We start from the raw sequence: 25,349 nt of genomic DNA on the forward strand, positions 1-25,349 counted from the left end.
TGTTTTCTGCATTTTTTTCGCTAAAACTGAGCAAGAAACGCGCCACTTCCCATTAATTCTTTAAATATTCAACATTTAATTGAAGTAACTCGAATGCTGACTCTGTCACTGCCGCAAGAAAAGTGATGTCGATTGTCGCGACGGTATCCTCTGGTGTGTGATATTGGGGATGGGTCGGCACACCAAAATACAGCCAAGGGATATTCGCTTTGTGGAAGGGGTAATGATCCGACGCCCGCAGCCAATCGGTACTTTGTATGCTTCGACCAACGGGTTTAGGGTGCGTGAGTTTAATGCAAAGTCGGTTCTGTTGATTCAGTAGGGGTTTAAATTGATTGAACTGAGTGAAGTTTCGACTGCCTTCGAGGTAAATCGCATAGGGCCTGCCGGGGTGACTCACCATATCTAAATTCAACATCAGCTCAAAAGTCGCTTCTGGCAGGCGGGTTTTGAGTTGCTCTACCAAGGCGATACTGCCATAGAGCCCAGGTTCTTCGGCATCGGTTGCCACAAACATCAGGTTTACCTTAGGCAAGGTATTGGGTTGTAGGGCAAATTGCTGTTGCCAATGTTTGGCAATGGCGAGCATAGCGGCGACGCCCGAGGCGTTATCATCGGCGCCGTGGTAAATCTTACTGCCGCTCAACCCTAAGTGATCATAGTGGGCGACGATAATGCGCCATCGATTCGTCGGTTCTGCCGCCATCGCGGTGGCGACCACGTTGGCGCCGGTTTCTTGGGTGAAGAAGGTTTTATATTCAAAGGGCACGATAAAGTCCGCTCCCCAAGGCTGTAAACCTAGCCCCTGAAATTGCTGCTTTATATAGTCACGACTTTTTGCCGCACCTTGGGTTTGGGTTTTGCGGCCTTCAAATTCATCCGAACTTAATACTGTGACTGTCGCTTGTAACTCTGTGGGCTCGGCCCAAGTGAGTTTTAGCTCAGTGCGTGCACAGGTTTCGGTTGAGTTAGCGCAGCCAGTGAGGGTAGTCGCAACAACGCAGGCCAGTGCAAATAAGCCAAGTCTTTGGGATTGATGTCTTATAAGGTGCGTGATCTTGAACTTGGCGAGCAGCTGACCGATACGACTGTGGTTGAATAGAGTCGATGCGCTTAGGTTTATGTCGCTTAGATTTTTACTTAAAAGTGATTGATACTGCCTCGGTAATATAGGGTGAGTCACTGGGGACTGAGTGCTATCACGCATGGACATTCCTTATCGCTGAAGCCTTCGCCAGAAGATGAATATCATCTTTGCCTAAATCCGATTCTAATTCAATGAGATCTATATGTATGCGATAGCTTAAGCATATTGGATTGCTGAGCGAAAAAAAGCGCAGTGCTTAGGGCGACTGCGCTTTTATTATTCAGACCAACGGTGGCGTGAGCTGAATGTTAAGCCTTAGCTTTATTGGCCTTTGCCAGCTCGATATCCCGTTTTAGCAGTGGCTTTAAGAAGCGTGCCGTGTGGGAGGTTGGATGCTCGGCGACTTCTTCCGGCGTGCCTGTGGCTAAAATCATACCACCACCACCGCCACCTTCTGGGCCTAAGTCGATAATCCAGTCTGCGGTTTTGATTACATCCAGATTATGCTCAATCACCACAATCGTGTTGCCGTGGGATTTGAGACGATGCAATACGTCGAGCAGCAATTGAATATCGGCAAAATGTAAGCCCGTGGTCGGTTCATCCAAGATATACAAGGTTTGGCCTGTGTCACGCTTAGACAACTCTTTGGCAAGTTTCACCCTTTGGGCTTCGCCACCCGACAGTGTTGTCGCACTTTGGCCGAGACGCACATAGGACAAACCTACATCCATCAAGGTTTGTAGCTTACGGGCAATGGCAGGTACGGCATCGAAGAACTGACGCGCATCTTCCACTGTCATCTGTAGTACTTCGTGAATATTCTTGCCTTTATAGCGTACTTCTAAGGTTTCGCGGTTGTAGCGCTTACCTTTACAGGAATCGCAGGGCACATACACATCGGGTAGGAAGTGCATTTCGACCTTGATCAAGCCATCGCCTTGGCAGGCCTCACAGCGTCCACCTTTTACGTTAAAGGAGAAACGACCGACTTGATAACCGCGAGTACGTGACTCTTGGGTTCCGGCAAAAATCTCGCGAATTGGGGTGAAGATGCCCGTATAAGTGGCAGGGTTAGAGCGCGGTGTGCGGCCAATTGGGCTTTGGTCGATATCGACCACTTTGTCGCACAGTTCCATCCCTTCGATACGATCATAGGGTGATGGCTCATCCACCGTCGCCCCGTTGAGCATTCTATGGGCGATTTTGAAGAAAGTATCGTTGATTAAGGTCGATTTACCCGAACCCGATACGCCCGTCACACAAGTGAAGAGGCCAATGGGAATGGTTAAATCCACATTACGCAAGTTGTTACCGCGAGCGCCAAATAGCTCAATCACTTGAGTTTTGTCGAACGGAATGCGCGGTGTATCGATATGAATGCTGCGCTTACCGGAAATATATTGGCCGGTGACCGATTCTTCACAGGCGATGATCTTCTCAATTGGACCGTCACAAATCACTTCGCCGCCGTGTACGCCAGCGCCAGGGCCGATATCGATCACGTGATCCGCCATACGGATCGCATCTTCGTCATGCTCAACCACAATCACAGTGTTGCCCAAATCCCGCAGGTGGATCAGGGTTTGCAGCAGACGCTCGTTATCCCTTTGATGCAGGCCGATTGAAGGTTCGTCGAGCACATACATCACGCCGACGAGTCCGGCGCCAATTTGGCTGGCGAGTCGAATACGTTGGGCTTCACCGCCGGAGAGGGTTTCTGCCGAGCGCGATAGGCTCAAATAATTGAGACCCACGTTGACGAGGAAGCCTAAGCGATCGCGGATTTCTTTTAAAATCTTCTCGGCAATCTGCGCCTTTTGGCCGCTAAATTCGACTTTCTCGAAGTAGTCCAAGGCTTCGCCAATCGACCAAGTGGTGAGTTGTGGCAGGTTGATATCACCTAAAAACACGTTACGTGCTTCTTCGCGCAGACGCGAGCCACCACAGCTTTGACAAGCTTGGGTATTGATAAACTTGGCTAATTCGTCACGTACCGAGTTACTTTCGGTTTCGCGATAGCGCCTGTCCATGTTGTTTAGAATGCCTTCGAAGGGGTGATTACGCACCACCACATCACCGCGGTCATTAATGTATTTAAAGGCAATACTTTCTTTACCTGAGCCGTAAAGTACGATTTTGCGGATTTTTTCGCTAAGCTGCTCGTAGGGCACTTCGACATCGAACTTATAGTGTTCGGCGAGTGAGCTAAGCATTTGGAAATAGTAGAAGTTGCGTCTATCCCAGCCGCGAATCGCACCGCCCGCCAGTGAAAGCTCGGTATTGGTGATCACGCGCTCAGGATCGAAAAATTGTTGTACCCCTAAACCATCACAGGTTTGGCACGCGCCGGCTGGATTGTTAAAGGAGAAGATCCTTGGCTCTAATTCCGCCATCGAATAACCGCAGTGCGGGCAGGCGAAGTTGGCCGAGAAGATCAGTTCTTCGCCTTTGGATTTACCAGTACCCGTGTCGTCTTCCATGCTGGCAACGGTCGCTATGCCGCCGGAGAGTTCCAGCGCAGTTTCGAAGGATTCCGCTAAGCGTTGCTTGATATCGTCACGCACTTTAAAACGGTCGACGACCACTTCAATCGTGTGTTTAACGTGTAAGTCTAAGGTTGGCGGATCGGTTAAGTCACACACTTCACCGTCGATACGAGCGCGGATATAACCCTGTGCTGATAGACCTTCGAGTAATTTAACGTGTTCACCCTTACGGGCGTTGACTACAGGTGCGAGCAGCATCAAGCGGCTGTCTTGGGGCATTTCCAACACTTTATCGACCATCTGGCTGACGGTTTGTGCCGCCAAGGGTTGATTATGTGTCGGACAACGCGGCTCACCCACGCGGGCAAACATCAAGCGCAGGTAATCGTAAATTTCGGTAATCGTGCCCACGGTCGAACGTGGGTTATGGGAGGTGGATTTTTGCTCTATGGATATCGCCGGGCTTAAGCCTTCGATATGGTCCACATCGGGCTTTTCCATTAAACTCAAAAATTGGCGAGCATAGGCAGATAGGGACTCGACATAACGTCGCTGGCCCTCGGCATATAAAGTATCGAAAGCGAGGGAGGATTTGCCAGATCCCGATAAGCCCGTGATGACAATCAGTTTATCCCTTGGGATAGTCAGGTTGATATTCTTGAGATTGTGGGTGCGTGCGCCGCGTATTTCAATCTTATCCATCTATCGCTCTAATGCCATATGCTTAAAAAAATGAGCACAAGTATCGCACAGTTCCGCCGCTGAGTTTAGTTGATTCTGTGATCTGCACCAATCCTAGGGCTGGCACTGGCTTTAAGTCGACCTGCTTTGCGGGATGTTGTGGATGGAATGGATTAACTAAGATTAATACTGTTGTTGCGCACTGACTCACAGGACAATTGTGAACATTATGTTAGACTCATTCCCCTGTGCCTGAGCGTTAAAAATAAAGATGTTAACTCAGACACAGTCAATATAGGTCCGTGATAAACGGGATAAAAGCTAAGTGTATAGTCAGTGGTTTAGGCCACTATTTCCTTTTGAGCAAATCCTTTTGGGTGTGGTAACATGCGCCCCTTAAAAGACTTCAATCCAGGGCAAAATCATGGGTAACAACGGACTTTCGGGTACTGAGAAAAAAGTCGCGTTTTCTTTAGCCAGTGTATTTGGTTTGCGCATGATGGGCTTGTTTATGATCATGCCCGTCTTTGCACTTTATGGTCAGCATCTCGAAGGCTTTTCGCCTCTGTGGGTGGGTATTGCTATCGGCGCCTATGGCCTGACTCAAGCCGTGCTGCAAATCCCTATGGGGATTTTATCTGACAAATATGGTCGCAAGCCGATTATTCTTGGTGGCTTAGTGTTGTTTGCTATTGGCAGTGTTATCGCTGCTAACGCAGATACGATTTATGGCGTTGTCTTTGGTCGAGCAGTACAGGGTATGGGCGCGATTGCCGCTGCCGTGCTGGCGCTTGCCGCGGATTTAACCCGCGACGAGCAGCGCACTAAGGTGATGGCGATTATTGGTATGTGTATCGGGTTATCTTTTGCCCTGTCTTTGCTAATGGGACCTATCGTTGCGCAACATCTTGGGTTGACTGGATTGTTTTGGCTAACGGCGGTATTGGCTATTGTCGGTATGCTGTTGATCCAGTTTTTAGTGCCTAATCCCATCACTCAGGCTCCGAAGGGGGACACTCTCGCAACGCCCGCTAAGCTCAAACGTATGTTCCTCGAGCCGCAATTATTTAGGCTTAACGCTGGAATTTTTATCCTGCATTTAGTGCTCACCGCAGTATTTGTGGCACTACCGCTGGATCTGGTGGATGCGGGTCTAGTGAAAGAAAAACATTGGATGCTGTATTTCCCCGCTTTTGTGGGCGCATTTATTTTGATGGTGCCGTTAATCATCATAGGGGTTAAGCGCAAAAATACTAAGGCGATGTTCCAAATTGCCCTCGTGATCATGATAGTGGCATTGCTGGCGATGGCCGCATTTGCGAGCAATCTTTGGGTATTGAGTTTTGCCGTGGTGCTCTTCTTTACAGGGTTTAACTATTTAGAAGCCTCACTGCCAAGTTTGATTGCTAAATTTTGCCCCGTCGGCGAAAAAGGTTCGGCCATGGGCGTGTATTCTACTAGCCAGTTTTTAGGGGCTTTTTGTGGTGGTATGCTCGGTGGTGGTGCTTTCCAGCTCGTGGGCGCAGTCGGGGTATTTGTTGTTGCCGTGATCTTAATGTCTATTTGGTTATTCCTGACATTAGGCATGCAAAATCCTGTGTTGTTAAAGAGTTACACCTTAGAAGCTGAAGTGAAAGACAAGGCGCAAGCGCGCGATATGGCAACCCAGTTATCCCAATTAATGGGCGTTGTTGAAGCCATAGTCGTACTGGACGAGAAAGTGGCTTACTTAAAGGTTGATGAGCATTTCGATTTAAGAGAAGCACGAGCTGTGTTAGGCTCTGCTCAATAATATCTGGTCTGCCGTGTGGTATTTGGGGAAGCTGATTTTCCTCTATGGCGATAAAGATAAACAACATACTGAATTAATAGATTATTTAAAGAATCGCAGGAGATTTCAATGGCCAGTCGTGGTGTTAACAAGGTAATTTTGGTTGGCAATTTGGGACAAGATCCAGAAGTGCGTTATATGCCAAACGGTAATGCAGTCGCAAACATCACAGTAGCGACTAGCGAATCGTGGAAAGACCAACAGGGTCAACAGCAAGAGCGTACTGAATGGCATCGTGTGGTTCTGTTCGGCAAATTAGCTGAAATTACCGGTGAATACCTGCGTAAAGGTTCACAGGTTTACCTTGAAGGTAAACTGCAAACTCGTAAGTGGAAAGACCAAAGTGGTCAAGACCGTTACAGCACTGAAGTGGTTATCGACCAAAGCGGTAGCATGCAAATGCTAGGTAGCCGTGGTCAAGGTGGACAAGCACAAGGCGCGCCAATGGGCGGCATGCCACAAAACGCAGGTTATCAATCTGCACCACAACAAGCCGCGCCTGCGCAAAATCAATATGCGCCAGCGCCTCAAGCAGCACCTGCTTACCAAGCGCCAGCTCAGCAACAATATGCTCCGCCAGCACCTGCCCAGCAGCAAGGTTATGGTCAGCCACAGGCTCAACAACCACAACAAGGTGGTTATGCGCCTAAGCCACAAGCCGCTCCAGCACCAGCTTATCAAGCGCCAGCAGCACCGGCACAGCGTCCTGCGCCACAACCACAGCAAAACTTCACTCCAGATTTGGATGATGGCTGGGATGACGATATTCCGTTTTAATTTGGAACGTATCGAAGCGTAAAGACGGTATCGTCTTAAATAAGCAAAGCCACGCGAGTCGTGGCTTTGTTGTTTCTTGTCTTTATGTTTTGTGCTGTGAGGCCGTAGGCGAGGTTGTTAAACCCTTCACCTCGCTTGCTCACATAACGATACGTTTGAGATAGAAACTTAGAACGTATAATCGAAGTTATAACGCATGCCTAGCATGATCTGGTCATTGGTTTCGCGGTATTCAAAATCTGTTTTTTGATATTCGATGAAGGTGCTGAATTTCGGTGTTTTATGCCATTCCAGCGTAGTGTTATAGGCATTGTATTTCGCAGAGGTGATGTCATTGTCGCCATCGTCATATCTGGACACGCCTAGCTTGATTTTATAGCTGTCAGTGATGGGATAGCTTGCAACTACATCCAGTGTTGAACCATCCAATGTTGTGCCATCGATGTTGTCTTTTTCAATGTTTTGATAGGCTGCGGCGAGGAACAGAGAATTGAAATTTTTTGCTAAGGTTACACCGAATGTATTTTCATCCTTGTTGTCCTCTAACTCTTTATTATAAAAAGCCGCGGCAATGTAGATGAAGTCGGTTTTATAACGGATACCCGTGTTAACGAAGTCACTGCCGCCACTGCCTTTATTGCCGTCGAATTGCGCATCGGCCGAAAATAACAGGTCGCCAAACTCTTTACGATAGGTCACGAGATTATTGAGCCTGAATGGGCTCGCACTGTCATAAGCTAGAGGCGTTCCTGAGCGGTTAAATATATCAACGGGATCGGAAATCATTTCCTGCGTGACGGCTTGTTTACCAATGGCAACGCTACCAAAAAATCCCTTTAATCCGACATAGGCTTTGCGCGCATCGCCAAAGTCACCATCATCTTTGATATCGACCTTAAACTCCCCTTTCGCAAAACCGACTAAGCCATTACCGAGTTGGTGCTCTGCAGCAAAACCAATCCGCGAGTTTGCATCGCCTACATCCCACACATCGTCCGAGTTAGTGTGGGTCAGACCGAAGGTTGGGCGTAAAGAACCATAAAAATTAAACTGGGTATCCGATGGCACTGATGGCTCATTTTCTTGAGCTTCGAGCATGGCGAGTCTCTGCTGAATTTGTTGTAACTCAGTGCGTAATTCGTCATTGGTTTCTGCTGTATTATTGGCTTGAACGGCAAAAATAGGTGTGGCAAAGCTCAGCACAAGTATGGCTGATGTGAGTTTAGACGGTTTCATTTATGTTTCCTTACATAACAACTACACGCGTTACGCTAATGGATTTTGTTGCCGATTGAGCTGTATCGCTAGTAGTAAGGAGCTGCACTTGTGATAGTGCTGGGGAGGCGCCTAACTAAGAAAATTAGGCTTCGTAACTCAGCAGCTGATAGATAAAAGCTGTCAGCTGGTTTTGGAAAGGTGCAATCCTATCCATCCCGCCAAACAGCGGGACGTTAGAGGGAGGATTAGAGTATGGTCGCGGCCATTTTGCGGCGCAGGTAAGCGATTTGCTGCATGTGTGGCAAATCTTTGGGGCAGTTATCTTGGCAGCCGAGTAGCGTCATACAGCCGAAGACGCCGTCTTGATTGCCAATCACATGGTAGAAATCATCCGCGCTGCGGCTGTCTCTGCTATCCATTTCAAAGCGGGCAATTTTCATCATGCCAACCGCGCCGACAAAGGTGTCACGCATTTGTTTGGTGGCGCAGGCCGACACGCAAACGCCACATTCGACGCAGCGTTCTAGCTCATAGATCCGCGCGGCTTCTTCAGGTGCCATTGGATTTTCGAGGCGATGAATGTCCTGATCATCGGGTCTAGGGTGCAGCCACAGTTTTAAGCGTTCGGCTAATTCACGCATAAATTTACCCGTGTTCACCGATAAGTCGCCAATCAGCTCGAAGCCAGGTAGCGGCATGAGGGTGATTTCGCCATTAGGATAATTTGCCGTTAACGTGCGACAGGCAAGCGTGGGGAAACCATTGATCACCATGGCGCAACTGCCACAGATGCCCGCGCGGCAGACAAAGTCGAACTGCAGTGAAGGGTCTTGTAGCTCACGTAGTTGATTTAAGGCGATAAATACTGTCATGCCCGGTGTTTCAGTCAACTGATAACGTTCCATCTTTGGCTTGTCTTGGCCATCTTGCGGATCGTAGCGAAAGATATTAAAGCTGATTTGACGGCTCATAGTGGTTTGTTTCCTACCGGTTGGGCTGGAGTGATCGCTAAGGTATCGCTGAGGCGTTCATTAGGAGCCTGCAGGTGGCTTGGCAGCTCGTATGGCATCAGGGCTCGCTGCAGTGTGTCTCTATCGGGGTCATCACCTAAGCTCGCGAGCACTTGATTGATTTCTTGTACGCGTTTTTCGGTATCAGGATGGGCGATAGTATTGTCGTTACCGTAGCCTCGATATCCCGGTGGTAGCTCCATTTTCATCACATCTAACGCTTCATAACGCAGTACTGGTTCAAGTGATTCGGCATCTGGCCAAGTCGCCAGCGTGCGGTTGAGCCAATCTTTATCGTTGCGTTGTGGGTAATCTTCCCGTGAATGTGCGCCGCGGCTTTCAGTGCGAGCTTCTGCGCCACAGGCGACGGTTAGGGCTACTTTTAACATACGGGTGACGCGCAGCGCTTCGACTAACTCAGGATTGGCGTGACGTTTTTTACATTTAAGGCCAAGATTTTTTGCCCGCAGCAGTAAGTCTTTCAAGCCTTTGATGGCTTTATCTAATTCGGGTCCATTACGGAAGATCCCGACGTAGTTCATCATGATGCGTTGCATTTCTTTCTTTATTTGGAAGGGGTTTTCTGTGCCGTTGCCTTCGATCAGTCCATCGATTTCTTGCTGCAATTTATTAATGAATTTTTGGGTCAGTGCGGTATCAATTTCCAAGTCGTTATTATCACAAAAATCAGCCACATATTTGCCGATGATCATGCCGCCGACCACAGTTTCTGCCACCGAATTACCGCCTAAACGGTTAAAACCATGCATGTCCCAACAGGCCGCTTCTCCGACACTGAACAGCCCTTTGAGTTGTGGACTCTCACCTGTGGCATTGGTGCGCACGCCGCCCATGGAATAATGCTGGGTAGGCCTGACGGGGATCCAGTCTTTACAAGGATCGATACCGAGGAAGTAATCACAAATCTCTTTCACTTCGCGCAGGTTGGTTTCGATATGTTCACGGCCCAGCTGCGTAATATCCAGCCACAGATGCGGGCCATAAGGGCTTTCGACTCCATTGCCTTTACGCATGTGCTCTGTCATGCGGCGGGAAACCACATCGCGGGAGGCGAGTTCTTTTTTCTCTGGCTCGTAATCTGGCATAAAGCGGTGGCCGTCTTTATCGCGCAGAATACCGCCATCACCACGGCACCCTTCAGTGGTAAGGATCCCCGCGGGCACTATGGCGGTAGGGTGAAACTGCACCGCTTCCATATTGCCTAAGGTGGCGACACCAGTATCGAGTGCTAACGCTTGGCCTATGCCTTCGCAGATGGTGGCATTGGTCGATATTTCATAAATCTTGCCATAACCGCCGGTGGCGATGGTGGTGGATTTGGCGACATAAGCGCGCAATTCACCTGTGACTAAACAGCGGGCAATGACCCCATGGCAACGCTTACCGTCATGGATAAGCGACAGGGCTTCAATCCGTTCGTGTACTGGAATGCCCATAGAAATGGCTTGGTTATCGACGGCATACAGCAAAGAGTGGCCAGTGCCGTCGGCGGTGTAACAAGTACGCCATTTTTTAGTGCCACCAAAATCGCGGGCATTGATCAGGCCGTGAGCTTCTTCAGCCTCATTGAGCGTTACCCTTTGCGCGTTCATGATGACTTCACGCGGGCCGGCAGATATTCTCGACCAAGGTACGCCCCAGTTGGTGAGTTCGCGGATCGCTTTCGGTGCAACGTGGGCAAACATGCGTGCGACGTCTTGATCGCAGCCCCAGTCAGAACCTTTGACTGTGTCTTGAAAGTGAATGTCTTCGTTATCGCCCATGCCTTTAACGGTATTGCCTAGGCTGGCTTGCATTCCGCCCTGTGCGGCGGCCGAATGTGAACGTTTTGCGGGAATTAACGATAGCACTAAGGTATCTAGGCCTCGCTCTTTGGTGGCAATCGCGACTCTAAGGCCTGCCAATCCTGCGCCAATGACTAATGAGTCTGTATAAATGATTTTCAAATCAGATCCTTATCTAATAATTTAGATAACATTTCATGGATTTATCATTGCGCTCCTCGGGCATAGATGCGCTGCAACTATGTATCAGAGGAGGATCCGTATGTTGTTTGTCTTGCTATATAGGCTAGGTGCGCCGATAGCGTCATGCCCATTACTGAGGAATAAACGGTTGTACAGGCAAAACTAATTCGATACCAATATTGATATAGGTCACTAGGCTTAATGTGCCTAAACACAATAAATAGACGATCAATACTTGCGCTATAGTGCGGATAAGTGGACGGTTACTACTCACACCCCATTTTAATATCACACGGTATAAACCAACGATGCCGTGGAATAACACGATAGGTAAAAACACCACGTATAAGAGCCAAGCGTTATCGTGGTAAACCCGTTCGGCCGAAAGGTGAGGGCCAATATCAGGGTTTAAAATCATAGTGGCAAGATGGGCTGACACTAAGAAAAACAGTAAGAAACCGGTGATCATCTGCCAGAACCATGCTTGGGTATCTCTATGCTTGATAGTCGACATGAAGCCACGCATCGCTCGCCATTGACCTAATTGCACCGGAAAACGACGTAGTGCAGTGGCTGCATGTACTGCAACAATCACCAGCATAATGACTGAAATGATCTGGGTCACTATGGGGAAGCCATGACCCGTCGAGCTAAACATACTGCCTTCTAAGAATTGCACCATGTGAAAGAAGGTTTCTTTACCAAATAAAATGCTCGCCTCGAAATGCATATGAAATAAGAGGAAAATACCTAATATAAGCCCTGTCACACTTTGTAAGCAGTCTGCTTTAGCCGACCAAGCTTGGCCAAATGGTCCGCCGTTAATGGCGGTAGGAACACGCGTTTTTGCTGACATTAATTCACCTCTTACTCGATTTGCTATGGCGTGAATGTACCTGCATCACGCCAACACAAAGTCTATAGATACAGATTAAAAGAAGAGGGTTAATCCATTTGTAGGCATTAGCCCTGAGAGCACTTAGGGTAAAATTGAGCTACAGCATCATGCCGCCAAACAGGAAGGCCAATGCCACACTGGTGGCAATCGTCACAACGCCAGGGACCAGGAACGGATGGTTAAATACCGCCTTACCAATCCGAGTCGAGCCGGTATCATCCATCTCGACCGCAGCCAGTAGCGTGGGGTAAGTCGGTAATACAAACAGCGCGCTGACGGCGGCGAAAGAGGCCACGGCAGTCAATGGACTTACGCCAATCGCTAAGGCTGCGGGCATTAGCGCTTTTGTTGTCGCGCCTTGGGAGTAGAGCAGCATGGAGGCAAAGAATAAGGTTACCGATAATAACCAAGGCTGACTTTGCAGTAAGGTGCCGGCAAGATCTTTGATTTCCTCGATATGATTCGACACTAAGGTATCGCCTAACCAAGCCACACCTAACACACAAACACAGGCGGACATGCCTGATTTAAAGGTGGCCGCATTGGAGATTTCACTTGCGTCTAACTTACAGAAAATCGTAATAGCGGCAGCTGCCGTGAGCATCAGCACCATAATGGCGGCGTCGCGTGGCAATACAGGGTCAATAATCAAACCGACTTTGTCAGATATCGCAGTGGCATAGGCCATGACAGCCGCAATCGCCAGCAAGAAAATCATCACAGATCGTTTCGCGCCGGCTTTAATTTCGATTTGAGTTGTACCGCGTGTTTTGACTAAACCTTTGGCTAAGCGTTCTTGATAGACAGGATCATCGGCCAGTTCTTTGCCCATTAAGTTGGCAACAACGGCTCCGACCATGCAGGCGAGGAAAGTTGAGGGAATACAAACGGCTAACAGTACTAAATAATCTACGCCAAACGGCTCTAAGATGCCTGAGAAGAACACGACAGCCGCTGAAATCGGTGAGGCGGTAATGGCGACTTGAGATGCGACAACGGCAATAGATAAGGGACGAGAGGGGCGAATGCCTTGCTCTTTTGCGACTTCGGCAATAACAGGTAAGGTGGAGAATGCTGTGTGGCCTGTACCCGCAAAAAGTGTCATGAAATAGGTGACGACAGGGGCCAGAAAGGTGATTTGTTTGGGATGCTTACGTAATAATTTTTCTGCCAGTGAGACTAAATAATCCATCCCTCCAGACACTTGCATGGCCGCAATCGCGGTGATAACTGACATAATGATGAGGATCACGTCAATCGGGATATTGCCCGGTTTGAGTCCCATCCCCGCGGTCAGTATCAGTACCCCGACACCGCCAGCGAAGCCGACTCCCATGCTACCCATCCTTGCACCAAGGTAAATAGCCCCGAGGACGATAATTATCTCTAATATAATCATAGTGTTAACTCTATTTTATTTTTAATTTCAATAGCCTACGCATGTTCACTCTGCGCAGGCTTATTCTTGAATCATCGAGTTGTGGGCTGGGGAAGGCTCCCCAGCCCCACTGAGTTACACTTTGGCTTTGCTGGTATTGCGTTTAGCCTGATATTTAGGATTCATCAGGTTTTCAACTGAGAGAATGTCATCGAGTTCTTCAACCGTTAACAAACCGCGTTCGAGTACCACTTCACGGACATTTTTACCCGTTTGGGCGCAAATCTTGCCTATGATGTCACCCTCATGGTGGCCGATGATTGGGTTAAGGTAGGTCACGATCCCGATAGAGTTCATCACATGAGCCATGCAGATCTCTGGATTTGCTGTGATACCTTCAACGCATTTTTCACGCAGGGAGATACAGGCATTGCCCATCAAACTGAGCGACTCAAACATTGCCTGTCCAATCACAGGTTCCATTACGTTAAGCTGTAATTGACCTGCTTCGGCGGCCATAGTGATAGTGATATCGTTGCCGACAATCTTAAAGGCAACCTGATTGACGACCTCAGGGATCACAGGGTTAACCTTGGCTGGCATGATGGAGGAACCCGCTTGCAGCTCAGGAAGATTAATCTCCTTCAGACCTGTACGTGGACCCGATGAAAGTAAGCGTAGGTCGTTACAAATCTTGGACATTTTAATCGCCATACGCTTAATTGCACTGTGCAGCATAACGTAGGCACCACAATCGGATGTCGCTTCGATTAAATCTTCCGCTGGCACATAGGCGCGGCCAGTAATGTCTGCCAGATACTTAATGGCTAATGCAGAATAACCGACAGGCGTATTGAGCCCTGTACCAATGGCGGTTGCGCCTAAGTTCACTTCTAACAACAACTCTTGGCAACGCTTGATGGACTTAATTTCTTCTCGCAATGTAACAGCAAAGGCATGAAACTCTTGGCCTAAGGTCATAGGCACGGCATCTTGCAATTGAGTGCGGCCCATTTTTAAGATGGTTTTAAACTCTGTGGCTTTAGTGTCGAAAGCGCTGATAAGGTCGGTTAATGCATCTAACAGAATATCGGTACTGTTGATGACCGCAATACGGAAACCTGTTGGATAGGCATCGTTAGTCGATTGGCATTTATTGACATGGTCATTAGGATTGATGACATCGTAACGGCCTTTTTCTAGCCCCATGATCTCCAGTGCAACGTTGGCTAATACCTCATTGGTATTCATGTTGACTGAAGTGCCTGCGCCTCCTTGATAAACATCGACCGGAAATTGATCAACAAATCGACCCGTTGTGAGTATTAGATCGCACGCTTCAATAATTTTGTCAGCGATTTCAGGACTTACAGCGCCTAATTCACTGTTAGCCATGGCAGCGGCTTTTTTTGTTAGCATCATGCCACGGACTAATTCAGGTACATCGGAAATTTTTTGATTACTCAGCTTAAAGTTTTCGATGGCACGTAATGTATGTATGCCATAATAAAACTCATTGGAAACTTCTTTCGTGCCCAATAAATCTTCTTCGATCCGTACGCTATTAGTATCTTTCATTTCGATCCTATTAAATCCAATTAATAGTAAGATATATCTCCGAGTATTGAGTTGTGGATGTGTACAATAAGTATACGTAACACATCAAGAATAACTCATCGAAAACATGAAGGAGAATCGTCTCCTTGACTATCGAAGTAGATCTTAACGCTTTGGCAATAACAGGATTAGGATGGTGATCACTTAACTGTTTGAAATAGTGTATTTCTTTTGTTTCTTAGATAAGTCTCTCAACTCGGATCACTAGTGTGAGCCATTACTTTTTGATGCAAATTAGCTATAGATTTGTTATTCGTTAACCAATCGGCGACATATTTATTCAAGTGTTTTTAAGTTTAAATAAACCATACGATATTTAATTGTCACCGCGTCAATAGCGAATAATCATTGATTAGTTAAATCTACTCAATAATAAATGCATGGTGCTTTCCTTAAAGTTTAAATAATCAATTAGATAACGCTAAATCTGTTATTTCATTTTAGTGAGAGCTATCACAGTGAGGCTTAGACAATAGTGCACACTGTGGGCGTTTATTATTAATCAAAGGATGTAAGCATGAATTTTCCAATGCGTAAGCTTTTGCTCTCGGTCACTTTAGGGTTATTTCTCTCCTCCGCGGCGCAGGCGCTTCCACAGGTACGTATTATTGCCACGGGCGGCACTATTGCGGGAGTCGGACAATCGGCTACTGAGTCTAACTATCAGGCTGGTGAAGTGGGCATTAGTAGCTTAATTGCGGCCGTGCCTGAAATGAAACAACTTGCCGATATTCAAGGTGAGCAACTGGTTAAAATCGGTTCGCAGGATATGAACGATAAAGTTTGGCTAGCCTTAGCCAAGCGCATCAATCTGCTATTGGCTGATAAAGATGTCGACGGTATCGTCATCACCCATGGTACTGATACCTTAGAGGAAACGGCGTATTTTTTAAATCTCACCATCAAGAGCGATAAGCCTGTAGTACTGGTTGGGGCAATGCGTCCATCAACTGCCATGAGTGCCGATGGCCCGATGAATTTGTATAACGCAGTCGCGACCGCCGCTAACCTCGAATCTAAAGGTCGAGGCGTGTTGGTGGTGATGAACGATACCGTATTGAATGCCCGCGATGTGACTAAGACTAACACTACAGGTGTGCATACCTTTGCCGCGCCTAACTTTGGTCCACTGGGCGTTATCCATAACAGCAAGATTGAGTACATGGGTAATACTGAGCGTCAACATACTACGCAAACGCCTTTTGATGTCAGCAAACTCGACAAGTTACCGCAGGTAGGCATAGTGTATAACTACGCCAATGCCAGCGATTTACCTGTCAAAGCTATGGTTGAAGCGGGTTTTGATGGCATAGTCAGCGCTGGTGTAGGTAATGGTAATATTTACCACTCAATATTTGATACCTTAGCTAAGGCGAGTCAAAAAGGCACCTTAGTCGTTCGCTCTAGCCGAGTGCCCACAGGCGCAACCACGCTTGATGCCGAGATAGATGATGCTAAATATGGCTTTATCGCAGCAGGTAACCTTAACCCGCAAAAAGCCCGCATTTTACTGATGCTGTCGTTAACGCAAAGCAAAGATCCACAGCAGATCCAACGTTGGTTTCAACAGTTTTAAGATTCAGCTGCGTGATAAAACAAAAGCCCTGCGAATATTCGTAGGGCTTTTGCATTTTGCATTAATGGCTTACCTGTGAAGTTGTTTTTTCACGAGGCCATGAGCCGAAATATCTAAACAGTGTTGTGATTTTTAAAGCCAAAATTGTGAGGGTTCAACTCAGATTTTCAATCAAGATATTGCTCTGCAATTAGATTGTAAGAAAGGCTTCGCCAATTAAACACTCAATATCTCGCTAATATATGTATACCATTCCACAGTAACCATTAAATCTACAGCTGTTTCAGCTTCCTTCCACGCTCATTATTTTTCGGCATATTCTGACTATATATCAAGGCGATAAACTATTTTTAGTACGGCATAAGGTATTGATTTTGTGACTTAAAGTGCTTTAGGTACTATAGTGAAAGCTTATTTTATCTGAAACATAGGTGAGCGCTTCCTAGGTTTCTTGTTTGATTTTGGGGGCAAAGTGCGAATTTTAATGAACAATTTCAAGGTAATTAGTTTTGTACGTCAGTGGTTACTGCTGGCGCTTTTGAGTATGACGTTGCCACTGCAGGCGAGCGAAGATCTGCTGTGGATGGGAACGACAGGCTTGCCTATGAGTGAGCGGGTCCATACCGGTGAACTTGCCAATGGTATGCGTTATTTATTGGTGAGCAATAAGACGCCGGAGCAGGCGGTCATAGTGCGGATGCGGGTGGATGTAGGCTCTTTGGTCGAGTCTGATGCCGAGCAAGGATTAGTGCACTTTCTTGAGCATATGGCCTTTAATGGGTCGACCGGATTGGCGGCGGGGGAGATGATGCCTACATTGCAGCGCCTTGGCCTGAGTTTTGGCGCCGATACCAATGCTGTGACTGAGTTTCAGCAGACGGTCTATCAATTCAACTTGCCAAGTAATAGCCAAGATAAAATCGATACTGCTTTGTTTTTAATGCGAGAAATTGGCAGTAATTTATTACTCGATCCAGCGCTAATTGAACGTGAAAAAGCGGTGGTGTTGTCTGAGCTGCGTGAACGTAGCGGTGCGGATCTTGAGAATTACCGTAACCAATTACAGTTTTTAATGCCAAACACATTGCTGTCAAAGCGCTTCCCTGTGGGGGAGGCGAACAGTATCAGTAATGCCAATCGCGAGGCGTTGCTGTCTTTATATCAGCGTTTTTATACGCCCTCACGTACTACTTTAATTGTGGTGGGTGATATCGAGGTCGCCGCGGTAGAACAAAAGATAAAACAACAGTTTGCCAGTTGGAAGGCCGCGCCTTTGGCCGCTAAAACCAAGGAACAAGCTATTGGTACTGTCGCAGAGCGCCAAAGTGTCGATGCGGCGGCATTTTTTGATCCAAGTCTGTCAACGTCAGTTTCCCTTGGCATGCTAAAACCCATCTCAGCGATTACCGATAGCCCTGCTGTGCGGGAGCAGGAAATGTTGCTCGAGCTTGCCCACGGCATCTTGTATCGCCGTATGGAGTCGCAATTACTGCATAGCCAAGGTTTATATGGTGTAAACCTGCAGGTTGGACCGCAGTTTGATATTGCCTATGGCACACAGATGAGCCTAGGTACGCAGGAAAATAACTGGCAAGAGGGAATAGCACTCTTGGAGAAAACCCTGCGTCAAGCAAAAGAGTTTGGTTTTAGCCAGCAGGAAATTGACCAGCAAATCAAACGTATGCATAAGGGATATCAGCTAAGTGTCGCGGGTAGCAGTACCATTAACAGTGTGAATATTGCCGAGAGTCTAGTGTATTCGGTGGCGGGCAATCGCGTCCCTGTCGAACCCGATTGGCAGCTCGCATTTTTTGAAAAAATAATGCCAACAGTGACACCGCAAAAGCTAAGCCAAGTGTTTAATCAAACATGGAACGCTACGCCGTATTTGTATCTGACGAGCAATAAGCCCATTGAAAATGCTGAAAAACAGCTTATCGCCAGCTACGAGAAAAGCCGTAAACAAGCGGTGAGCGCACCATCAATCAAGGCGATTGATGAGTTTGCTTATACTCAGTTTGGCGAGCAAGGCAAGTTAGTGGCCGATAGTCGCGATAAGGAAACGGGGATTCGCCAACTGCAATTTGCCAATGGCGTGCGCCTTAATCTTAAGCCTACCAACTTTAACAAAGGCACCACATTGGTCAGCCTAAACATTGGCTTTGGTGAAGTGCCATTCCCTGAGTTGGATGGTTTGTCTTATCTGTTTAACAGTGCGTTTGTGCAGGGTGGGCTCAAGGCCCATGATTATGACAGTCTGCAGGATATTTTTGCGGGACAAGATATTTCCATCAACTTAGGCCTGCGTGAGCAAAGTTTTGGCGGCGAGATTAGCACTAATGCCGCAGAGCTTCGCACGCAGCTTGGCTTAATGACGGCTTATTTAATTGAGCCAGGTATGGATAAGCAGGCTGAGCAATTGTTTCGTGAACAAGTGATTGCCGAGCAACAAAGTATTCATAGCAACCCACAATCTGAGTTTTCTAATCAGTTTGCCCGTATCTCCCATAATGGTGATAAACGCTATGGTTATGGTGAGCCTGAAGAAATTCTCAAACGTCACTTTGGAGAATTAGCGCCGAGTTTCCATTCGGCCGTCGAGCAAGGGGCGATTGAACTCGCTATTGTGGGCGATTTTGATGAAGCGAGTGCCATTGCTGCTGTGGCTGAAACGCTTGGCGCCATTAAGCGTAGCCCTATTGCTAATGCTCAGTCGATAGTACCTGTGTTTCCGAAAGTGCCCGTTCAGAAAACATTAACCCATTATGGTCAACTGGATATGGCGGCACTTGCCATGGTATGGCCTACAACGGACATGACTCACTTGAGTCAACACGCGGGATTGGGTCTGCTGGAGCAAGTGCTAAGCATTCTATTAACGGAAAACGTGAGGGAGAAGGCGGGCGCGAGTTATTCGCCATCGGCCTTTTCTTATAACGATTTCAATGCCAGCGGTTATGGTTACTTAGGTTTGTTTAGCGTGACGACTCAAGCTATGTTGCCAACGGTTGCCGAGTATTTCACCGCCGCAGTTAAGCAAGTTAAAGCGCCTTCGGGGATCAGTGAGGACTTACTTAATCGAGCCCGCCAACCTGTGCTTGAGTGGATGCAAGCTGCGCCGCAAACCAATGGTTTTTGGTTAGATCTCACCTCAACTGCCCAGAGTCATCCTAGTCGTTTTGCTGCCTTTAAACAAAGGCAAGCGTTAGCGCAGCAGATGACAGTTGCAGAACTTAATAAATTGGCGCAGCAATATCTGCAAGACGATAGCAGTTTAATGATCCAAGTCCTTCCTGCACCGCCAGAACCTCAGCAATGAGTGTTGGGCTCATAGAATAGTAGACTGATCATTCACCGACATATCCCCTGTGGTCGCAAACCGCAGGGGATATTTTTCTACCCCTTTCCTTCTTCAGTTCTGTTACCAACTTTTCTTCCTCGTTCGTGGTGTTATGTCCTCCCATAGGTCGTCAATGGAAATACCTGTTGTCGAAAATGCCACTCACAGATCTGCGCGAGTGAAACTAGGCTAGGCGCAACTAATGTGTGAGATGGCTAATGGGGTGAGGTATATGTTTCGATATCTATTGTGCAGTTTTTGTCTAGTGCTTTTGTACCCGACAGGGATAGATATGTACTTGATCGGTTTGCCGCAAATTGCGCAGGATTTAGGGGCGAGTGAGGCGCAGCTGCATATTGCTTTTTCTGTGTATCTTGCGGGCATGGCGACCACTATGCTGTTTGCGGGGAGCTTAGCCGATAGGATTGGGCGTAAACCCATTACCTTGTTTGGCGCATTGTTGTTTGCTATTGCCTCTTACTTTGCCGGTAGTGCGCAAACCAGTGATCTCTTTTTAATGGCACGCTTTGCACAAGGGATAGGTGCTGGTTCTTGCTATGTAGTGGCTTTTGCGATTTTGCGTGATGTATTAGACGATAAGCGCCGAGCAAAAGTGCTCTCTATGGTCAATGGCGTGACTTGCATTATCCCTGTGATAGCGCCTGTGATAGGCCATTTAATTATGCTTAAATTCCCATGGCCTAGCCTATTTAACACTATGGCGGGGATGGGATTAATGGTCTTAACCCTGTGTATTTTTGTATTACGCGAAACCTATCCTAAACCGCAACTTCACACCACAGTTGAGCCAGGTGGGTATAAAGAATCCTTTAAACAGCGGTTTTTTCTCAGTCGTGTGGTGATAACGACTTTAGGTGTGACCACGATTTTAAGCTATGTAAATGTCTCTCCCATGTTGATCATGGGGCAGATGGGGTTTGACCGTGGACAATATTCCAACACTATGGCTATGACAGCATTTGTGAGTATGGTTGCCTCATTTTCGACGCCCTTTTTGCTTAACTTGTTTAAAGAAAAATCGTTAATTTTGTTCTCTCAGACATTATTTGCCGCCGCAGCACTGGTGTTGATTTTGACTCAATTGGGCGGGGTTAGTCAGTCATTCAACCTGCTAGGTTTTAGTTTTGTGTGTTCGGGGTTTGCGATTGGATTTGGGGTCACCATGAGTCAGGCGCTCAGCCCATTTGTGGCTCGGGCTGGAGTTGCCAGCTCTTTACTGGGAATTGCCCAAGTGTGTACTTCAGCTTTATATATTTGGGTGATGGGTCTGCTCGAAGTGAGTGCGATTAATATATTATTAGTGATCCTCGCTGTCGGTGCGCTGGTGAGCATTACACTGATCTTAGCGGTTCCTAAATTGCCGGAAATTGTAATTAATGACCAAATCCCTGAGTCGGCTAGATCTTAACTTATTGTTTATTTTGCAGCTTTTATTACAGGAGCGGAGTGTCTCTAAGACTGCCAAAAAGCTCAATGTCACGCCATCCACTGTGAGTAAGTCGCTGGCCAAATTACGGGATTGGTTTGACGATCCCTTATTTGTCAAAACGCCGCAGGGATTTCAGTTAACGCCATTGGCTCACGGTATGGAGCAGGAGTTATCCGAATGGTTGCAAATGGGTAAGCAACTGATGGCTAAGCGCGGTGACGAGATGACCAAAGGGCTCACCTTCGAGTTGATGCTTGAGTCGCCTTTGTTGCTTATCATGCTTAATGAGCTGACTCAGGCCATTTATACTCAATACCCTGATGCAAAGGTGAAGGTACGAAATTGGGATTACGATTCACTCGAAGCGATTGTGCGTGGTGAAGCTGATATGGGGTTTACCGGCCGAGAAAGTCATCCACGTTCCAAGGAATCCCTTGATTTATTACCCTATTTTATCGATTTTGAGGTTTTATTTACCGATCTTCCTCAGGTGTATTTACGCCGCGATCATCCCGCCTTGCAGGAAGAGTGGAATATAGACACTTTCTTAAAATACTCGCATATCAATATCTTGTGGGAAAAGAGCGAAACCTGGGCCTTAGATGATGTGCTTATTGAGCTTGGTCTGAGTCGTAATATTGTGCTGACCTTGGCCAGTTTTGAGCAGTCACTGTTTGTCGCGGCAGAGCCTCACCACAGCATGATGGCAATTGCGCCACAATATTGCGAACAATATGCCCGCCAATTACACCCTGACTTAGTGAGTCGTCCTATTCCGATAAGTGGCGAATATCTTGATAAACTCGCCATCCCTTTTACCTTGATTTGGCATAAGAGAAACAGCCACAACCCCAAAATCACTTGGTTGCGAAGCAAGATAAAAGCGATTTATCAACAGCATGATTAAGGCTGTTATTTACTGCATTAACTTGTTTGGGTAATACCCAATTGCTGGCAAATATGTTGGATACAAAGTTCTCGCTGTTGGCACCATAACCCGTAGCTGACGGGGATAAGTTTAATGCCCGCGCGCTGTAAGAGTTTATACAGTTCAATATCGAAAAAGTCCGCCCAAGGCCCTGGGTAACCGATTAAATCTATTGCTAAATATTGGTTACCATAGCGACATAAAATATCCAGTTCTAGCCCCGCCAGATGGTAGGCGCGCCAGACTGTTATGCCTTTTGCTTCAATCGCCTGCGCCACCGACTGGCCGAAGCTATCGAGGGCATCGACATAATTGTGCGCCGCTTGAAATTGGCCCGCCGATGCTAAGTAAGTTGCCAGTAAATTATTGTTGGGGAGTTCATGCGCTTGTACCGATAAAAATAGCCACTGCATTTGTTTAGCGCGGGTGATCGCGACATTGAACATATCGGCTCGATTTAAATACACAGCGGCGCGGCTGTCGTTGGCCGTAATGCTAAACGATAGCAGCATAATATCGCGCTCTTCCCCTTGAAAACCAAAGGGCGTGGCAATCCGTAATTGGTGACGCTCGAGTTGTTGTGCGCTAAAGCGCGTGAGGATTTGCTGGGATAAATACTCCGTCTGATTGCGAAAACAGGAGAGTACACCAATGCTGGAAGGCACTAATACATTTTCTTGTTCATCAATCAGTTGAGCTAACTTTTGAATTAATGCTTCCGCTTCTATGGCGTTAATTCCCTTACTGTCACGGCTGCCAGTAACCTGGACTCTGTGTAAGTGTCCCGAACTTGTGCAAGGTCTGTGCTGCATAATCTTCAGCATGCCTTGATAAAACTGCTGATTACTAAATTGGATCAGCTCAGGTTTACTCCGAAAATGCTCATTTAAAAATACCACTTGGGATTGGCTCGCAAGGGATTGTGACGCTAAGTCGAGCATACTGGCATCACGGTAGCTCATTAGGCCGCGACAATCTGGGGCGAGTCCGAGTTGAGTCTGGATTTGGGTTTGTTTTGCGCGGGATAAAAAAGAGAAATGGCGCAGTTGTTTGCTATCGCCCACCACCAGTGCCGCCTTTGCTCGCTGCAAGGCCGGTAAACATGCGGCAATATTAGCTTGAGTAGCTTCATCAATAATGACTAAATCAAACATTTGCTGCTCCATGGGCAGCACTTTATGCAAGCTGGCAAGGCTAGATAACCAAATGGGAAAGGTTTGTTTTAAGGCATCAAAATCCGTCTTGTAGAAGCCGTCGAGTTGCTTAGCAGACTGGCGAGCGCGTAACGCACTGGCAAAACTCACCAGCGTACTGCGCTTATGTTTGAGTAATTGGTTTAATCGATAGTGAGTTGCCAATTGTAAGTATTTGAGGCTTAAGTCTTCTTTTTGCGCGATGAGGGCCGTTAATTTATCGAGTTCATTCCATTGCTGGGCAAACCTTTTGATACCTGCACGGTAAGCACAATTATAAAATCCTAAGCGCCAACGGGATTGTCCTTGTTGTAAGGTCGCCAGTTTTTGGCCGCGACGTATGGCATGGCGGCAATGACGTATAAAGCCCGCTTCCATCTTGACTTGCTGACGAGTCACAGTATTAAGTTGCTGTTTTGCATTGAGTAGCAACCTATCCGAGATGGCTTCATCAGATGCAGGGTGCTGACCATGGAGCATTTCATCAATCTGGTTTTTAAGGATTTTTATAAACTGCGGCGAGCCTGCTCGGATAAGGCTGCTCCCTAGCTGGAATTGTTGTTGCAATTTATCGGCAATCACATCAACAGCTACATCGGTGTGGGCGACGATGAGGACAGATTTACCTCTTAATACCTGCTCTGCTGCCACTGTGGCTATGGTGTAACTCTTACCTGTTCCTGGTGGGCCTGAGATCTGCCCTAAAGTATGATTGGCCGCAATCTTTAAGGCCTGAATTTGCGCGCGGCTTAACAGCCCAGGAAGATAAGCCTCTTGCGTGTCTTCACTGGCGCTGATTGATGTTGTTTGTTGTGTTTCTGCGAATAGCGCTTTAAGCGGTGCTGATGGTTCAGCCGCTGTCATTAGTTTGTCGAGTTCGTGCAAAATGCCCCGACTCGCGATCGAACGTTCTGCCAAAATGATTTGGCTTCGACTGACAAGAAACTGCCCACGTTTACGGCATAAGCTAGTGAATTCAGCCTCATCGATCAGCTTGGGAAAATGCAATAAATGACTGGTATCGACATCGGCTTGGCCCGCCCGCAGCCAAGATATCCAGCCACTGACATCCGTTGGATTATCGCGTAAATCTTGGCTTAGGCTATGTCCTTCAACGACTAATTTTTCTAATAGAGCTTCATTGATAGTGAATGGTCCGCTGCCAGCTAGAGTGTTATTGCTCTCTAGGTAGAGATTATCGCCGTCAGCCTGTAATTGGCATTCGCGATAAAGGAGTGGTGTCACGACTTTTCGTTTTTCGCCATTAAGGTCGACTGTGCCGCAGAAAAACAGACAGCAGTGCAATAATACCTTTTCACGTAAATACAAAGCGCTACGTGCTAGTAATGCACTGGCGGGAGCAAATGGCACTGGCAAGCGGGGTAGGAAGCCACTGCTTAACTCGTCTTCATGTTGGAGTAATAGCTGATCTTGCTCGGCAAGCTTGTGGCTAGACCAGAGATTGATTTCAGCACTATCGTGTTGAAAACATTGTTTGTAGTAGTTGAGAATCCCTTGCAAATCCTATCCATCCCAAAGGCTTAATTGGCGATGCGAGAGTAACCTAATCGCATTAGTCGAACAAGGTTTGTACCGTTTGAGGATAGTTTATCCATAGTCGCTTTAAGCCTAAAAGAGAGGTGTTCGATAGAACAGTCATTTTCCACTGGAGCAGAATTTTTGAGAGGCGAGCAAAAGTATCAGCAGCCGCATTTGTATCAATTAAGGGCCAGAAAAGTGTGGTTTGTATCACTTTTTTGTGTGTTATTGAAATGTTTGTTAAGTGTTTGAGTTTGTAAAATATTTGTTTTTGTTTTTAGTGGAAATTGCCATTGTTGTCATTGTATAACTGCGTAGATTGAACTGAATTTTTGTCTGCTAATGAGGG

15 protein-coding genes are annotated in these 25,349 nt (G+C 47.1%); 6 read left to right on the forward strand and 9 right to left on the reverse strand.

Going from position 1 to position 25,349, the window contains the following annotated elements; all coding sequences use genetic code 11:
- Nucleotides 1-52: 52 nt before the first annotated feature.
- Together RA178_RS02995 and uvrA are read right to left on the reverse strand one after the other, a co-directional pair.
- Nucleotides 53-1,207, reverse strand: a complete 1,155-nt coding sequence (locus tag RA178_RS02995) for a M28 family peptidase (protein WP_306684476.1) — start codon at nucleotides 1,205-1,207, stop codon at nucleotides 53-55.
- A gap of 188 nt (nucleotides 1,208-1,395) precedes the next feature.
- Nucleotides 1,396-4,278 carry an excinuclease ABC subunit UvrA gene (gene uvrA / locus RA178_RS03000; protein WP_286992801.1) on the reverse strand — a complete coding sequence of 961 codons (2,883 nt, stop codon included), beginning with the start codon at nucleotides 4,276-4,278 and terminating at the stop codon, nucleotides 1,396-1,398.
- A gap of 403 nt (nucleotides 4,279-4,681) precedes the next feature.
- On the opposite strand from uvrA, the gene RA178_RS03005 reads away from it, so the two are divergent.
- On the forward strand, nucleotides 4,682-6,049 hold the full coding sequence (locus RA178_RS03005; protein WP_168825599.1) for an MFS transporter: 1,368 nt from the start codon (nucleotides 4,682-4,684) through the stop codon (nucleotides 6,047-6,049).
- Between the two features lie 108 nt (nucleotides 6,050-6,157).
- Complete coding sequence (gene ssb, locus RA178_RS03010; protein ID WP_131524379.1) at nucleotides 6,158-6,865, forward strand: single-stranded DNA-binding protein; 708 nt, start codon at nucleotides 6,158-6,160, stop codon at nucleotides 6,863-6,865.
- Nucleotides 6,866-7,033: 168 nt separating this feature from the next.
- Here the strand turns inward: ssb and RA178_RS03015 are convergent, their stop codons facing one another.
- From RA178_RS03015 to aspA, 6 genes are all read right to left on the reverse strand, one after another.
- Nucleotides 7,034-8,101, reverse strand: coding sequence for a porin (locus RA178_RS03015; RefSeq protein ID WP_306684479.1), 1,068 nt, complete (start codon nucleotides 8,099-8,101; stop codon nucleotides 7,034-7,036).
- A 227-nt stretch (nucleotides 8,102-8,328) separates the two neighbouring features.
- Nucleotides 8,329-9,054: a fumarate reductase iron-sulfur subunit gene (locus tag RA178_RS03020; protein WP_105251338.1), complete on the reverse strand. Its 726-nt coding sequence runs from the start codon at nucleotides 9,052-9,054 to the stop codon at nucleotides 8,329-8,331.
- Complete coding sequence (locus RA178_RS03025) at nucleotides 9,051-11,060, reverse strand: fumarate reductase flavoprotein subunit (RefSeq protein ID WP_306684480.1); 2,010 nt, start codon at nucleotides 11,058-11,060, stop codon at nucleotides 9,051-9,053. Before RA178_RS03025 ends, RA178_RS03020 begins: the two co-directional genes overlap by 4 nt.
- Before the next feature lie 151 nt (nucleotides 11,061-11,211).
- Entirely contained in the window at nucleotides 11,212-11,937 is a 726-nt protein-coding gene (locus tag RA178_RS03030; protein WP_168825590.1) for a fumarate reductase cytochrome b subunit, read from the reverse strand.
- A 139-nt stretch (nucleotides 11,938-12,076) separates the two neighbouring features.
- Nucleotides 12,077-13,378, reverse strand: a complete 1,302-nt coding sequence (locus tag RA178_RS03035) for an anaerobic C4-dicarboxylate transporter (protein WP_263181810.1) — start codon at nucleotides 13,376-13,378, stop codon at nucleotides 12,077-12,079.
- Between the two features lie 114 nt (nucleotides 13,379-13,492).
- Nucleotides 13,493-14,935, reverse strand: a complete 1,443-nt coding sequence (gene aspA, locus RA178_RS03040) for an aspartate ammonia-lyase (protein WP_131524382.1) — start codon at nucleotides 14,933-14,935, stop codon at nucleotides 13,493-13,495.
- Nucleotides 14,936-15,491: 556 nt separating this feature from the next.
- Here aspA and ansB point away from each other — a divergent pair.
- From ansB to yidZ, 4 genes are all read left to right on the forward strand, one after another.
- Nucleotides 15,492-16,550, forward strand: coding sequence for an L-asparaginase 2 (gene ansB / locus RA178_RS03045; protein WP_105251343.1), 1,059 nt, complete (start codon nucleotides 15,492-15,494; stop codon nucleotides 16,548-16,550).
- 484 nt (nucleotides 16,551-17,034) lie between these two features.
- On the forward strand, nucleotides 17,035-19,869 hold the full coding sequence (locus RA178_RS03050; RefSeq protein ID WP_306684483.1) for a M16 family metallopeptidase: 2,835 nt from the start codon (nucleotides 17,035-17,037) through the stop codon (nucleotides 19,867-19,869).
- 253 nt (nucleotides 19,870-20,122) lie between these two features.
- On the forward strand, nucleotides 20,123-21,319 hold the full coding sequence (locus RA178_RS03055) for an MFS transporter (RefSeq protein WP_306684486.1): 1,197 nt from the start codon (nucleotides 20,123-20,125) through the stop codon (nucleotides 21,317-21,319).
- Nucleotides 21,288-22,247 (forward strand): HTH-type transcriptional regulator YidZ, encoded by a 960-nt coding sequence (gene yidZ / locus RA178_RS03060; protein WP_306684487.1) that lies wholly within the window; start codon nucleotides 21,288-21,290, stop codon nucleotides 22,245-22,247. The genes RA178_RS03055 and yidZ overlap by 32 nt, the downstream gene beginning before the upstream one ends.
- A 17-nt stretch (nucleotides 22,248-22,264) precedes the next feature.
- On the opposite strand, the gene RA178_RS03065 is transcribed toward yidZ, so the two are convergent.
- A complete protein-coding gene (locus RA178_RS03065) occupies nucleotides 22,265-24,982 on the reverse strand; it encodes a DEAD/DEAH box helicase (protein ID WP_306684488.1) in 2,718 nt (905 codons plus the stop codon).
- Nucleotides 24,983-25,349 lie beyond the last annotated feature (367 nt).

The sequence above is a fragment of the Shewanella oncorhynchi genome, assembly GCF_030848765.1.
Lineage (GTDB): Bacteria > Pseudomonadota > Gammaproteobacteria > Enterobacterales > Shewanellaceae > Shewanella > Shewanella oncorhynchi.